At 63.1% G+C, this 14,064-nt stretch carries 15 protein-coding genes; 6 read left to right on the forward strand and 9 right to left on the reverse strand.

From position 1 onward, the window contains the following. Positions 1-177 precede the first annotated feature (177 nt). From modC to mepA, 5 genes are all read right to left on the reverse strand, one after another. Positions 178-840 (reverse strand): molybdenum ABC transporter ATP-binding protein, encoded by a 663-nt coding sequence (gene modC, locus SO180_RS40060; protein WP_449384298.1) that lies wholly within the window; start codon positions 838-840, stop codon positions 178-180. 2 nt (positions 841-842) lie between these two features. Beyond that, positions 843-1,538, reverse strand: a complete 696-nt coding sequence (gene modB / locus SO180_RS40065) for a molybdate ABC transporter permease subunit (protein WP_449384299.1) — start codon at positions 1,536-1,538, stop codon at positions 843-845. 28 nt (positions 1,539-1,566) lie between these two features. Continuing rightward, the gene (gene modA, locus SO180_RS40070; RefSeq protein WP_449384300.1) at positions 1,567-2,352 is read right to left on the reverse strand and encodes a molybdate ABC transporter substrate-binding protein; all 786 of its coding nucleotides are present in this window, start codon (positions 2,350-2,352) and stop codon (positions 1,567-1,569) included. A 190-nt stretch (positions 2,353-2,542) separates the two neighbouring features. Further along, entirely contained in the window at positions 2,543-3,049 is a 507-nt protein-coding gene (locus SO180_RS40075) for a hypothetical protein (RefSeq protein ID WP_449384301.1), read from the reverse strand. 250 nt (positions 3,050-3,299) lie between these two features. Next, a complete protein-coding gene (gene mepA / locus SO180_RS40080) occupies positions 3,300-4,244 on the reverse strand; it encodes a penicillin-insensitive murein endopeptidase (RefSeq protein ID WP_449384302.1) in 945 nt (314 codons plus the stop codon). Positions 4,245-4,591: 347 nt separating this feature from the next. Here mepA and SO180_RS40085 point away from each other — a divergent pair, with 347 nt between their 5' ends. The 3 genes from SO180_RS40085 (at position 4,592) to SO180_RS40095 (ending at position 8,690) form a co-directional block, all read left to right on the forward strand. Next, positions 4,592-5,314, forward strand: a complete 723-nt coding sequence (locus SO180_RS40085) for a hypothetical protein (protein ID WP_449384303.1) — start codon at positions 4,592-4,594, stop codon at positions 5,312-5,314. A gap of 422 nt (positions 5,315-5,736) precedes the next feature. After that, positions 5,737-7,902, forward strand: coding sequence for a sensor domain-containing protein (locus tag SO180_RS40090; RefSeq protein ID WP_449384304.1), 2,166 nt, complete (start codon positions 5,737-5,739; stop codon positions 7,900-7,902). A 62-nt stretch (positions 7,903-7,964) separates the two neighbouring features. After that, positions 7,965-8,690 carry an RDD family protein gene (locus SO180_RS40095; RefSeq protein WP_449384305.1) on the forward strand — a complete coding sequence of 242 codons (726 nt, stop codon included), beginning with the start codon at positions 7,965-7,967 and terminating at the stop codon, positions 8,688-8,690. Positions 8,691-8,711: 21 nt separating this feature from the next. On the opposite strand, the gene SO180_RS40100 is transcribed toward SO180_RS40095, so the two are convergent. Further along, complete coding sequence (locus tag SO180_RS40100) at positions 8,712-9,863, reverse strand: acyl-CoA dehydrogenase family protein (RefSeq protein ID WP_449384306.1); 1,152 nt, start codon at positions 9,861-9,863, stop codon at positions 8,712-8,714. A 315-nt stretch (positions 9,864-10,178) separates the two neighbouring features. Here SO180_RS40100 and SO180_RS40105 point away from each other — a divergent pair, with 315 nt between their 5' ends. Continuing rightward, on the forward strand, positions 10,179-10,736 hold the full coding sequence (locus SO180_RS40105) for a cytochrome P460 family protein (protein WP_449384307.1): 558 nt from the start codon (positions 10,179-10,181) through the stop codon (positions 10,734-10,736). 138 nt (positions 10,737-10,874) lie between these two features. On the opposite strand, the gene SO180_RS40110 is transcribed toward SO180_RS40105, so the two are convergent. Beyond that, complete coding sequence (locus SO180_RS40110) at positions 10,875-11,603, reverse strand: helix-turn-helix transcriptional regulator (RefSeq protein WP_449384308.1); 729 nt, start codon at positions 11,601-11,603, stop codon at positions 10,875-10,877. A 296-nt stretch (positions 11,604-11,899) separates the two neighbouring features. Here SO180_RS40110 and SO180_RS40115 point away from each other — a divergent pair, with 296 nt between their 5' ends. Further along, on the forward strand, positions 11,900-12,922 hold the full coding sequence (locus SO180_RS40115; RefSeq protein ID WP_449384309.1) for a D-cysteine desulfhydrase family protein: 1,023 nt from the start codon (positions 11,900-11,902) through the stop codon (positions 12,920-12,922). Between the two features lie 115 nt (positions 12,923-13,037). Here SO180_RS40115 and SO180_RS40120 read toward each other — a convergent pair whose 3' ends face one another. Together SO180_RS40120 and SO180_RS40125 are read right to left on the reverse strand one after the other, a co-directional pair. Continuing rightward, a complete protein-coding gene (locus SO180_RS40120) occupies positions 13,038-13,268 on the reverse strand; it encodes a hypothetical protein (RefSeq protein WP_449384310.1) in 231 nt (76 codons plus the stop codon). A 24-nt stretch (positions 13,269-13,292) separates the two neighbouring features. Beyond that, the gene (locus SO180_RS40125; protein ID WP_449384311.1) at positions 13,293-13,586 is read right to left on the reverse strand and encodes a hypothetical protein; all 294 of its coding nucleotides are present in this window, start codon (positions 13,584-13,586) and stop codon (positions 13,293-13,295) included. A 187-nt stretch (positions 13,587-13,773) separates the two neighbouring features. Here SO180_RS40125 and SO180_RS40130 point away from each other — a divergent pair, with 187 nt between their 5' ends. Next, positions 13,774-14,034 carry a hypothetical protein gene (locus tag SO180_RS40130; RefSeq protein ID WP_449384312.1) on the forward strand — a complete coding sequence of 87 codons (261 nt, stop codon included), beginning with the start codon at positions 13,774-13,776 and terminating at the stop codon, positions 14,032-14,034. Positions 14,035-14,064: the final 30 nt, after the last annotated feature.

Consider the following 14,064-nt stretch of genomic DNA (forward strand, 5'->3'; position numbering starts at 1 on the left):
CGAACAAGGAGATGATCTGAAATGATCTAACAACCACTCATCCTTGACCAAGCCCATACAAGTATTCCAGAGGCGGTAGTGATTCTATCGAGAGGTCGCGGCGTACTGGATTCCCCGCCTTCGCGGGGAATGACAGTGGAAGTTGAGGCAAGTGGAGTGCCTCAAATCTCTCTCCTCTCACGTCAGCACCTTCACCCCGCCGAACGACGTCACGCGACCCTGGCGCAGCATGACGATCTGGGTGGCGAGCTGGCGCAGCTCGGCGGCGTCGTGGCTGACATAGACCATGGGGACGTTGGCCTCGTCGCGCAGCCGCACCAGATAGGGCAGAATCTCGAGCTTACGGCTCTCGTCGAGCGCGCCCAAGGGTTCGTCGAGCAGCAGCAGTCGCGGCTTCGACAATAGCGCGCGTCCGAGCGCGACGCGCTGGCGCTCGCCGCCGGAGAGCTTTCCGGGCCGGCGATCGAGCAGGGCGCCGATGTCGAGCAGATCGACGATGCGCTTCTGTTGCGCAGGATCATGCGCCAGCCGGTTCATCCGCCGGCCATAGTCGAGGTTCTGTGCGACGTTCAGATGCGGAAACAGCCGCGCGTCCTGGAAGACATAGCCGATGCGCCGGCGATAGGCCGGCACGTGGATGCTGGCGGCGGTGTCGTCGACGGTCTCGCCGTCGATGACGATCGTGCCGCGATCGGGCCGCAGCAGGCCGGCGATCATGTTGACGAGCGTGGTCTTGCCGGAACCCGATGCGCCGAACAGGCCGGTCACGCGGCCTTCGCTGGCGAAGGAGGCTTGAAGCGAGAACTCGCCGAGCAGCTTTTCGACGTCGACGCGCAGCATGGTCAGTTCCCGTGCAGCCGTGCGGTCGCGCGCCGCGCGAACCATTCGGCCGCGATTAGCGCACCGAGCGCGAGCACGATCGAGATGATCACCAGCCGTCCCGCTGCAGCGTCGCCGTCCGGCGTCTGGATCAGCGAATAGATGGCTGAGGAGATCGTCTGGGTCTCGCCGGGAATGTTGGAGACGAAAGTGATGGTCGCGCCGAACTCGCCGATAGCCTTGGCAAAGCCGAGCACCATGCCGGCAAGGACACCAGGCAAAGCAAGAGGCAGCGTGACCGTCAAAAACACCTTGAGGGGTGCAGCACCCAGTGTCTCCGCGGCCTGCTCGAGCCTGCGGTCGATCGCCTCGATCGAGAGCCGGATCGGTCGCACCAGCAGCGGAAACGACATGATACCGCAGGCGAGCGCGGCGCCGGTCCAGCGAAACGCGAAGACGATGCCGAGATAATCCGCCAAAAAGCCGCCGACGAGACCGCGCCGGCCAAACGTCAGCAACAGCAGATAGCCGGTGACGACCGGTGGCAGCACCAGCGGCAGATGCACCAGCGCGTCGAGCAGCGATTTGCCCCAGAAATCACGCCGCGCGAGCAGCCAAGCCAGCGCGATGCCGAACGGCGTCGCCACCAACGTCGCGATGACCGCGACCCGCAAGGAAAGCAGGATCGCGGTCCATTCGGCCGATGTGATCGCGGACATCAAGTCGCAAGCATCAAGTTTGCAAGCATTAGGTTGTGGGGCTGATCAGGAACTTGAAGCCATACTTTTCGAGGATCGTCTTGGCCGTCGTCGAGCGCAGGAAGGCGAGATAGTCGCTAGTTTCGCCCTTCGCGGTCGTGGTCGCGGCGACCGGATAGATGATCGCGGGATGCGATTCGGCCGGGAAGGTGCCGACGATCTTGACGCCCGGTTCGACCTTGGCGTCGGTCGAATAGACAATGCCGAGCGCGGCTTCGCCGCGCGCAACAAGCGTCAACGCGGCACGCACGCTCTCGGCCATGGCGAATTTCGGCTCGGCGGCCTGCCATGCACCGAGCTTCTCCAGCGCGGCCTTGGCGTATTTGCCGACCGGCACGGACTTCACGTCGCCGGTCGCGATCTTGCCGTCGCCGGCGAGCTTGGCGAGGTCAAAGCCCTGGGCGATCGTGACGTTGTCGATTTTCGAATCCTTGGGCGCGATCAGAACGATGCTGTTGCCGAGCAGGTTGACGCGGGTCGGCTCGTTGATGGTCTTCTTGGAAATCGCGTAGTCCATCCAGTCGGTATCGGCGGAGACGAACACGTCGGCCGGCGCGCCCTGCTCGATCTGTTTTGCCAATACCGAGCTCGCGGCATAGCTGACCGAAAACTTGACGCCGGTCTTGGCGGTGTAGGCCGCGTCGATCTCGTCGAGCGCGTTCTTCATCGAGGCGGCGGCGAAGACGGTGATCGTCTTGTCCTCGGCGGCCGCTGGCGAGAGGGCCGCACCAAGGAAGATCACGAAGGCGGTGAAAAGTCCGGCAAATCGAAACATGAATAGCGCTCCGTGCTAGGTCGCGCGCAAAAACGCACGCGCAGATCTGGCGTGAGATGGGTTGGGCGCGACCGACGGAAGCGCTGTTCCGCTAGTCCCCGCAACGGCTTACGGCCGGCAGGGATATCGCACTGCAAACATAGCAGGCTGGGGCCTACGGTAAAGGCGACCGTTTGTCTAACGATGATGCCTATTCCGCGGGCAGGATCGCGATCGAGACCGAATTCTCTTTCGCACCGCTGACCTGGAGCACAAAAGGCTTGGCCGAAAGCTCGTATTTCATGGTCTTGCGAATGCCGTCACAGTCGGTCGCGCCGCTGAAGGCGACGGGCTTGAGGAAATGCCCGTCCTGGACCACGTCGACCCAGGCCCCTGCCGACAGGCTGATGGTGTAGACGCCGGCTTTGGGTGCCGCCTTGAAGCTGGCAAAGCCGGCAAAAGTGCCGTCCTTCGGAGCGCGCTCCGGCGGAGAGGGCAGTTTGGCGTCGGCAGGCGCGACCAGCGTCAGTGCGATGGCCGATGCCGGCACGGCCGCCTGCTCGCTGCCCGAGGAGAGCTTCGCGCGGTCCGGTGCGGTGAGCGCGGCACGTTCCCGCTCGATCGGCCATTTGAACTTGTCGCAGCCGCTCGGCTCTTCGGCCGCAAGGGCGGAGGTCGTGCTGACGAAGAGCACGGCAAGGAGGGTGAGGGCGCGCATGTCAAATCTCATCGTTGGCGGCGCGGTGGTGCCGCCCGCGTGTAGTCAGGTTTGCTGTCGAAGAACGGGACGCGCATCCCGAGATGTCGCGTGCTTACGGCACAGCGGCGGGCCGATCCTAGCGCATTCGTGTGGTACGAGCCAACCATCCGTGTCGTCCTGGACAAGCGAGCGGAGCGAGCGCAGATCCAGGACCCTGGCTTTCGTCAGGACGACGATTGAGTGTGAGGCGGCAGCGTGCAAGCCGATGCTACGGCTTCGCGTCCGGTGCGCGCAGCACGGCTTTGCAGGCTGCGGGCATTTGCGCGAGCGTCATCGGCGGTTTCGGCTTGGGTGGCTCCGGCGGTGGCTTCGGATGCAGCACGCCATCGCTGAACCAGTAGGCGAGATCGGACGACTTGCAGCCTTCGTCCTCGGATTGCGACGGCTGGCCCTGGCATTCGCTGGCGCCGGGCGGGCAGCGCATGCGGATGTGGAAGTGATAGTCGTGCCCCCACCAGGGGCGGATCTTCGACAACCACGAGCGATCGCCCTTGGCCTCGCGGCAGAGCGCCTTCTTGATCGCGGGGTTGACGAAGATGCGCTGCACCGCCGGCTCCTGCGCCGCGTCGCGCAGCACCAGCACGTGGCCGGGCGTGAACACTTTTGGATCGATGTCGAGCCGGTCCTCGCGCACCATCATCACCGCGGACATCTCCTCGCGCTCCTCGCGCGAGAGGCGATGGTCCGGCATCGGCGTCAGCCAGATGTCGGCATCGAGCCCGATCTGGTGGCTGGCATGGCCCGACAGCGCTGGTCCCCCGCGCGGCTGGCCGATATCGCCGACCAGAATGCCCGGCCAGCCGGCATCCTTGTGCGCCTTGGCCGCGAGGCGCTTGATTAGCGCGATCATGTCGGGGTGGCCAAAATTGCGATTGCGCGACAGCCGCATCACCTGCCAGTTGTCGCCGTTGAGCGGCATCTGCGCCGCGCCGCCGATGCAGCCCTTGACGTAGGAGCCGATGACATGCGCCGGCCCCGACGAAGGCAGCAGCTTTCGCGCGAACAGCTCCTTCGCGCCGATCTTGGGATCGTTGGGATTGGCGAGCGGCGGCAGCGGTTTTGGGTTAACGCTGCCCTTGTCCTGGGCCAGCGCGCCGCCGGCATTCAGGAGAACAAGCAAAAGCAGGAGGGAGGCGAAGCGGCAGGGACTCATGCTGACATCCCTTATAACCCAACGCCGCCTCAGGGTTAAGAACCAGGCTTTCGAGCGGGCACGAACTCACAGTGTCTTTACAGAGGTGCGCGAGAGACCGCGCGACGGTCTGCAAGACGTCAGATTACTTCACCCAGGATGAGAACGATGCTGACGACAGGAATGGGAATCTCAATGGACACGCGCCGCTGTTACGGCGATGGCCGTTGTTTGTCGTAGGTCCCGCCGCAAAGGTTCACGGTCGAAGGTCCGCTTGCGGTGGTGAAAGCTGCTGCGAGTGGCTTCCACAACGAACTTGATCGGGACATGCGCGACTAATCGCATGACCGGATCAAGGGAGCCAGAAAATGAAGGGCAGTGCATCTTGGATCAAGCCATCTTGGATCGGCCTGCTCGTTGCCTGCAATATCGGCGTCTGCGATGAGGCGTCCGCCGCGCAGCCGGCAGCCCCGCCCGCGGGCTACAGGATCGAAGAAAAATACACCAAGGCATCGCCGGATGGCGCGACAACGATCGAGCAATACCTGAACAAGGATACGGACGACTGGAAATGGCAGTTCTGGGCGCGCCGGCAGGGCGCATTCACACTTCTTGATGCGGAGCCGGCCGGCTATCCGGCGGATTTTCTCTTCACCAACGATGTGAATTGGATCGTTCGCTTACAAAAGACCGGCTCGGGTGAGTCGATGCTCTATCTGTACCGCCTTGCTCCGGATGGTTACGTTTCCGCGGGCAAGAAGCCGCTCGGCGATCAGGCGTGGGACTATCTGAAGACGCGTCCCGACTGGCGAAAGATCAAGAAGGCGCCGGAATATCATATGTCGGCGAATCTGGTGAGGGGGCTTGAAGAGAACTATCGCTGGCTCGGCGCCGATTGGCCGGCGAACCGCTATATCCTGATCAGTCTGTCGGGGGATGCCGACGTCAAGGGCCGCAAGCCCACGCAGACCGGCGTGGTGAACAGCTGGAGCTGCAGATATGATCTCGAGACCGGCAAGTTCGACGTGCCGGCAGTTTTGTCCGACCACAATGCGAAAGCCGTCGTGCCGAAGTCGCCGGGTGCTGATTAGATTCTTTCCGGGAAAACTCAGCCCCACGGGACGGTGTCCTTTCTTAACGCCGCAATAACCCTATGCTGGATTGATCAATATTCGTGCGATGACGCCCGGAATTGCGGTGCCCTGTATACAAACGGACACATATTCGGAATCAATTCATAGGAAGCGCGCGTTTTTGCGCCAACCCTCCTTCCCATAGCGACCACCACATTCGTCTATCGCGCCGGTCAACGCGCGGTCGCCTTGCAAATGGACAAGAAGTGCAATCGGCGCGATTGCGTCGGCGACGCGCCCGGCGGGTCGCCGCACCCAGGATTACCGTTTTTTCAGACACTTGTCCGACAACTCGCGACTGCCAAGCGCGAGTGGGACGGGCGAAGTTGAGTTTGGGTTCTCGAAAAGCAGGAAAGCGAAAGCGGACGGCGCTCACCAGGGTGGCCGCACGGTCGCGCAAGCCGGCGTCGAAGCGCGCGAGGCCGCATGATCTTCCGGTCGAGACCGATGCGCTCGTGCAGAGCCGTGCGGAAGCGGAAGCTGCGATCGCGGACGCGCGCAAATCGCACGAGCGGCTGCGCCAGGCCATCGACCTGCTGCCGCAAGGTATCGTGTTTCTCGACGCCGAGGGCCGCTACGTCCTCTGGAACAAGAAATACGCCGAGATCTACAACAAGACCGCCGATCTGTTCGCGGAAGGCGCGCGGCTGGAGGATACGCTGCGCATCGGCGTTGCGCGCGGCGACTATCCGGAAGCGATCGGCCATGAGGACGAGTGGATCGCCGAGCGGCTGCAAAAGCTCTATCAACCCGGCGCGCGTCACGAGCAGAAGCTGGCCGACGGCCGCGTCATCATGATCGAGGAGCGCCTGACCGATGACGGCGGCGTCGTTGGTCTGCGCGTCGACATCACCGAACTGAAGCAGCGCGAGGCCTCGTTCCGCCTGCTGTTCGACGGCAATCCCGTGCCCATGATCGTCTGCGCGCTGGACGATGAGCGCATCCTCGGCGTCAACGACGCCGCGGTCGCGCATTACGGCCACAGCCGTGCCGAGTTCGAGAAGCTGACGATTCGCTCGCTCCAGGCCTTCGACAGCGAGCTGCCCTGGACAAGCGGCCGGAGCAGCGAGGAACAGGCCGCGCGCACCTGGAAGCACGTGAAGGCCGACGGCGCGCTGATCGATCTTGCAATCTACTCGCGCCAATTGACCTACGCCGATCGGCCGGCGGTGCTGCTGGCGCTGATGGACATCACCGAACGCAAGCGCGCCGAGGCGCGGCTTGCGTTCATGGCCCAGCATGACGGTCTGACCGGGCTGCCGAACCGCAATCTGCTGCGCCAGCAGATCGACGAGATGCTGCTGCACACGCGCCGCAACACTGAGAAGGTCGCGGTGCTGATGCTGGGGCTCGACAATTTCAAGGCGGTCAACGACACGCTCGGCCACGCGATCGGCGACAAGCTGCTGCGCGGCGTCGCCAAGCGCCTGCGCTCCACCTTGCGCGATGAAGACGCGCTGGCGCGGCTCAATTCGGATGAATTCGTCATCGTCCAGAGCGGCCTCACCCGGCCGGAAGATGCGGTGGGGCTGGCAAAACGCCTGCTGGAGGCCATCGCCGATCCCTATCTGCTCGACGGCCATTCCGTGGTGATCGGCGCCTCCATCGGTATCGCCATGGCGCCCGGCGACGGCGATGATTCCGAGAAGCTTCTCAAGAGCGCCGACATGGCGCTGTCGCGCGCCAAGCTGGATGCGCGCGGCACGTTCGCGTTTTTCGAGGCGGCGCTGCATGCGAAGGCGCAGAGCCGCCGCAAGATCGAGGTGGAGCTGCGCGACGCGATCCAGAACGACGTGCTGCGGCCGTTCTATCAACCGCTGATCGACCTTTCGAGCGGCCGCATCACCGGCTTCGAGGCGCTGGTGCGCTGGCCACATGCCGAGCGCGGCATGGTGTCGCCGGCCGAATTCATTCCGGTCGCCGAGGACACTGGGTTGATCAATCTGCTCGGCGGATTGATGCTGCGCCGGGCCTGCGCGGATGCCGCGACCTGGCCCGACGACGTCCGCGTTGCCGTCAACCTGTCGCCGCTGCAATTCCGCAGCGGCAATCTGCTCTCGATGGTCACCGAGGCGCTGAAGCACTCTGGCTTGCCGCCGCTTCGGCTCGAGCTCGAGATCACCGAGACGCTGCTGCTCGAAAAGAGCGCCCAGGTGCTGGCGACGCTGCATGCCTTGCGCGCGCTGGGCGTGCGGATCTCCATGGACGATTTCGGCACCGGTTATTCGAGTCTCAGCTACTTGCGCAGCTTCCCCTTCGACAAGATCAAGATCGACCAGTCCTTCGTGCGCGATCTCAGCGCCAACCGCGAGTCGCAGGCGATCATCCGCTCGATCGTCAGCCTCGGCAAAGGCCTAGGGGTCACCATCACCGCCGAGGGTGTCGAGACCGAGGTCGAGCTGAGCTGCCTGCGCGCCGAGGGCTGCCATGAGGGGCAGGGTTTCCTGTTCTCCAAGGCCCGCCCCAATGCCGAGATCGTCAGCCTGCTCGCGGCGCAGCGCGGGGTGGACGCGACGGGCGACGAGCACGCTGCGCTGGTGGCCTGATTGAACCTCTGCTTGAGTCTCGGCGTCTGATCATTGAATCGGAATGTCGGGATCGGTCCCCCATGAGCCTCACTACCCCAGTCACGTCTGACGCCCCGCGCTATGCCCGGTGCGCGCGGCGGCTGAAAGCCATCCTGCTCGACTGGATGCTGGCGATGGCCCTGCTGTTCGGCGCGGTGGCGCTGGCGAGCAATTTGCAAAGCGACTTGATTGCCCGCGTCCTTGGCATGGCGGTCGTGCTGATCCTGGTGTTCTATGAACCGGTGCTGGTATCGCGCGCCGGCGGCACGCTCGGGCACTACTGGACCAACCTGCGTGTCGTCGATGATGGCGGCGGCAATCTGACCTTCAGGAAGGCATTCGCGCGCTTCGCCATCAAGAGCCTGCTGAGCTGGTATTCCTTCCTGACCATGATGGCGACGCGCCGCAACCAGGCGGTGCACGATCTCCTGACGCATTCCACCGTCCAGATCCGCGATCTCGCCAAGGCGACGTCATCGCAATTCATCACCGAGCGCCGCGAGCTCGATGACGCCGCGATGCCGTCACGGCTGCGCCGCGCGCTGGTGACGATGGCCTATCTCGTGCTCGGCGGTGTCCTTTATGTGATGGCGCTTGGCGCCCTGCTGCAACAGGGCATGCTTTCGAGCGCCTGCCTTGACCGCGACGTCTGCTCGGGCGGCGACCGCATCGTCAGCTTTGCTGCCGCCACGGTGCTGCTCCTGGCGCTCGCCCTGGTCATCGGCATGGGCTGGCGCGGCCGCCTGCCCGGTGCGCGCAGGGCGTAGCCGAAGGATCGGGTCGCAGGCTCAGCCCGCCGACAGGATCGCCCTTCCGACATCCTCATAATGCGTGTCGCGCGCCTGGATCTGCTGGGCGATCGCGTGGATGTCGCGAAAGCGCCGTTCGAACGGATTGTTGCGGAACACGGCGGTCGCGCCCGCCATGCGATAGGCGATATCGACCACCTTCGCTGATTGTTGGATAGTCCAGGTTGATGCCAGCCGCACGGCTGAGCGATGCGGCTCCTTGAACTCGCCGCTAGCGGTCAGCTCGCGCCACATCGCGCCCGCCGTCGCATAGAGATAGGCGCGCGCCGCGCGCAGATCGCCTTCGGTGCGGCCGATCAGGCCTTGAACGGCTGCATTGTCGCGCATCGCTTTCGCTGCGAGCGACTGGTGTTTGCCGCGCGCCAGCGCGATGGCCGCATCCAGCGTCGCCCGCGCGACGCCGAGCGACACCGCGGCAAAGCCGAGGCTGAAGGTCGAGCCGGTGCCAAGCCTGTAGAGCGGACCGGTTTCGCGTAAAGCAGACGGCACGTCGCGGAATGCCGTGAAACGCTCAGGAATGAAGAGATCGTTGACCTCATAGGAATCGGTGCCGGTGCCGGCGAGCCCGATCGCGTGCCAGACATCATGCAGCGTTGCGCTCGTGACCGGAAACAGGATGGTGCGCACTTCCGGCGAGCCATCGGCATTTGTGCGTGGCGCTCCGTCGGCACCGATGATGCGGACATGCGCGCCCAGCCAGCCTGCCTGCCGCGAGCCCGAGGCAAAATCCCAGCGCGCACTGACGCGGTAGCCGCCATCGGCCGCGCGCGCCGCATGCGCAACCGCACCCCAGGCGAGGATGCCGGGCGGTGTGTTGAAGATCTCGTCCGCCGCGTGGTGATCGAGCGACGCCGCGATCATCGCGCAGACGCCGCACTGCCCGAGGCACCAGGCGGTGGAGGCATCCGCCTTCGCGATCTCCTCCAGCATCTGCATGAAAACTTCAGGCGCAGCCTCGGCGCCGCCAAGGCTCTGCGGCAGCAGCGCGCGATAAAGCCCGTTCTCGATGAGAGCTGCGACGACGGGCTGCGTCAGCCTCCGCTCGCGCTCGATTGCATCCGCCTCGCGCCCGATCAGCGGCGCAAGCGCCCGCGCCCGCTCGACCAGGCCAAATCCAGGTAGTTGGGTCATCCGCGTTTCCTCGCCCATTCTTGTCGTGAGCTGTGAGGACGAGGATGGTGGTCCATCCAGCGGGAAGGATCAAGGTGAGAAGCTCCTCATTCCGGGGCAACGCATCGGTGCCGAGCCGGGCATCTCGCTTACGGGACAGAAACGGACATCACCCGGCCGACGGCCCCGCAGACGTTTCGCAACGCGCAAATTCATGCTGTAGTCACGTTCCCGGTGAGCAATGGTCGGCGCAGTTCGGAGAGGGCGATGCGACGACGCAATTTCCAAAGGAGTCGTCGATCGCCGTCGTCCGCTAAATCAACGAAGGAGGCGACAATGAAAAAACTCACGCTGATTGGTCTTGGTATTTCGGCGTCGATCGTCGTTTTCACGGTTGGCGCCGCGATTTCCGCGCAGGACAAGTACACGGTGCAGGTACCAAACGGGCTCGCGTTTTCCGAGTTTAGAGGATACGAAGACTGGCCGGTGATCGCGATCAGCGAGAACGGAGGCGCGATCGCCGTGATCGTGGGGAATCCGGCAATGATCGGTGCTTACAAGGAAGGCGTGCCCGGCAATGGCAAGGCTTTCCCGGACGGCGCCAAGATGGCGAAGATTCACTGGAACCCGAAAAAACAAGAGGCTTACCCAGGTCAGCCAACGGTGCCGGGCACCCAGCACGACGTTGATTTCATGGTGAAGGACAGCAAGAGGTTCGCGGACAGCGGCGGATGGGGATGGGGCGCGTTCGACTATGACGCGGCGTCCGATACGTTTAGCCCCTCCACAGAGGCGAGCACTCCGCCCCAGGAACATGACGCGAAGTGCGGGTTCGCGTGCCATACGGTTGTGCAGAACCGCGACTATGTCTTCACGGAGTACGGAAAGAGGTGAGTGTTGGGATTGCCTCGGCCAAGAAGTTGATTGGTCCGAACCGGTGCTCGTTCTGGATTGAGGTCGAAGCCTCAGGCAGGGCTGCTTATGGGATGCGGCCCGGTCATTGGCCCCGACGTCTCACTTGCGCTAGAACTCTCACGGCTGGATGATCCTGTCGCGCATCGCAATCATCACAGCCTGCGTGCGGGTTACCGCGCCCAACTTTTTGCAGCAGTTCTTGATGTGCTCCTTCACCGTCCGCTCGGTTATATTCATCGCCTCTGCGATCTGATCGCTCGTCCGGCCGATGGCCGCCAGCGTCAGCACCTCGCGCTCTCGCTCCGATAGGATGATCTGCGGCACATCGGGCGTGCCGCGCAGCCTGAGCACCTGATCGAACGCGTACAACGCCATGAAATGCAGCGCAGGCAGTTCATCCTCTGGCAGCTTGACCTCGTGGCCGCCGAACCATACCTGGCCCAACCGGCCGGCAGGTGAGGCAACCGGGACCACGTATCCATCCTGTAGGCCCCAGTCCCACGCCCGCTGCACCATCTCGACCGTCTTCAATTCAAGCCGCGCGTCATAGGGGGCCTCCTTGACCCATCGATAGGGTCGAGTCGCCGTCCTGGAATATCGGACGGCGGGATCAGCATGAACGTAATCGTTTTCGATATAGTGCTTCACCCAACCGTCCGGGAACTCGTCACCAAGGATGATATCTTCGGTGCGCTCGTTTGCTCTGAGGGTGACGAAGCTGAAGCAGAAATACTCGATGCCGTGCTGCCTGAGCGCTTCGCGCAATGCGTCCATGATGCCTGCAGTCTCGGGAAGCTGCTGCAGTTTCTCGACGAACTCAAATGCGCGATAGCGAATGTTCTCCACTGGCCCTCTCGTACTAAGCGGCAGTCTTGCTTCCCTCCGTGCCCTTGTAACATAGCGGCGGCGTTCCCCCTCAACGGAGGTGTGCCAACGCCTTCCCTGGAGCAAGCGATGTAGTCTGACAGCCGCGCTGTCCCAACGCGGCCTCACTTCTTCACTCAGGGCTTAGAAGGGAGAAGCCTCGCTCAATGGAATGGTTCCGCTGATCGGCCCGGAGCCGACCAGTCAGGCGTCTCCCGGGCGCAGGCCGTTGCTGCCCCCTTGCGGAAGTCGACTGCCTCTGTAGTCTCGACGACATGATGACGGGAGACGTATCGGCTCTGGCCTCCAGGCTGTCGGTGTTTCCGCGCCTGGGGCTCGCGAGCCTGCCCACACCTCTCGAGCCAATGAGGCGACTGACTGCGCATTTGGGCGGGCCACGCCTATGGGTGAAGCGTGAGGACGCGACCGGTCTCGGCTTTGGCGGCAACAAGCTGCGCAAGCTGGATTACGTGCTTCACGACGCCGTCGCATCCAAGGCTGACGTGCTGGTCTCTGGCGGCGTCGTCCAGTCCAACAGCCAACGCCAGGTCGCTGCCGCGGCAGCCAAGCTCGGGCTGGAGTGTCATCTCGCTGTCTACCACGGTCGCGTGGCTCCGCCGACCCCTGAGTACGAAACTTCGGGAAATGCGCTGCTCAATCGGCTATTCGGCGCGCATCTCCACGACGTGCCGTGGACGGGAAATCGCAACGCTGCGATTGAGGAGCTGGGAAGCCGGCTCAGGGCCGAAGGTCGTCGGGCTTATTTCGTGCCATACGGCGTTTCCAATCCACTCGGCGCGATTGCCTACGCATCGACAATCGTGGAGATCGCGGAGCAGTCGCGGGGGCTCAGCATTCGCCCCGCCGCGATCGTGCATTGCACCGGCAGCGCGGGAACACAGGCCGGTCTTGTTGTCGGGGCATCGGTTGCGATGCCCAAGACGCGGATCATCGGCATCGACATCGATGCCGAACCGGAGCGCGTGCGTTCCGACGTTATCGCCTACGCAAGAGCCGCAGCCGATTTGATCCGCGCCGATTTCGACGAGAACGATGTCGAGGTCGTCGCCGGGCACGCTGGTCCGGCTTATGGCGTGCCGCATGCGGCGACCATCGAGGCCATCAAGCTTGCAGGAGCGCTCGAAGCCTTGACCCTAGATCCAGTCTACTCCGGGAAAGGATTGGCCGGCCTGATCGCGCTCGTTCGGGCGAAGCGATGGCAACCCGACACGGATGTTGTTTTCGTTCATACTGGCGGAGTTCCGGCTCTGTTCGCCTACCAGAGTGTGCTCGGCATTTGATCGGTCCATTCGCTAGCCCGCTCATCGCCTCGAGCGGCGGCCGGATACGCCGCCGCTCTTGCCGCTGCTCTTGGAGAACACCTCACAAAGAGAACACCTCACAAATCGCGTCGATTTACGCGGCGCGTTCCTTGTCTGACTGTTCCTTTACCTCGGTCGCGGCTTCTTCCAAATCCTTTTGGTAATTGCCCGCGAACCTCTCGATGCTATCGGCCCACATCCTCAGCATTGAGACCTGGAAGTGCATGACTGGCTTCAACGCATTCATGCCGATTGCTGTGACTGCGGTGATGCGGCTCTGTGGGTCACGCGCGAAACGGTTTGGGTTAGCGGTCTGATCTGCCATGCTGTTCGCTCCTTCGCTCTGGTGTTATGGGCTGAAGCCAAGTGTCGGTTGCGCACTGCGTGCTTCCAGGCGCTCGGCCAACACTCGATCTGCCGCGCGTCTCGCCGCTCCGTCGTCTTGCAGTGCGTCCAGGTTTTTCAAGTAAGCGACTGCCGCTATTTGCAAGAGGTCAAAATCATATTGGCCGGTGTCACGCAGGTTGGTGACGTAGCGATAGAGGGCGGAACGCCTGTTGTCGTTCTCGCTGACACCGCTGTGGAGCAGCAAGTAGTTCCGCCAGGCGAACGCACATGCGCCTTCCGTGGCCTGAGAAGTCATGGGCACCTCCCAAAGGGCAGAGAAAGACTGACGCCCCTTTTCGTTCCGCGGATCTCTCAGATGTAACGTTGTTCCGTAGCTGCGCTGCAAGATGTTTGCACACGGTTGATGTCGATGCTGCCGTCGGAGGCCGTCCATAACGCGGTTGGTCAATGCGATTGGCCGTTCGAGCGACGAGTTTCCCCAAATGATCGTGCGTGTGTTCCCTACAAAAAAGACGCCGCGGAACGTGCGAGATTTTCCGGTTCTGGGCCTTCGCGACATGTTCTCGCGGCCGCGCGATCTTGATCGCCAACGGGGCAAAGCGGACGGGGCCTTCGTCGCATCACGCCAACGGTTTATGGCTACACGGCCTATCACTACTTTGGCAGAATCTGTTTGCGCCAGTGTTTTTCAAGGATTTTTTTTCGGCAGTATGGACACCGTTGAGACGGCGGCCGAAGGATGAGATCGACGATGGCGTGACGTACGGCGGGCA

It is taken from the genome of Bradyrhizobium sp. UFLA05-112 (assembly GCF_053572325.1).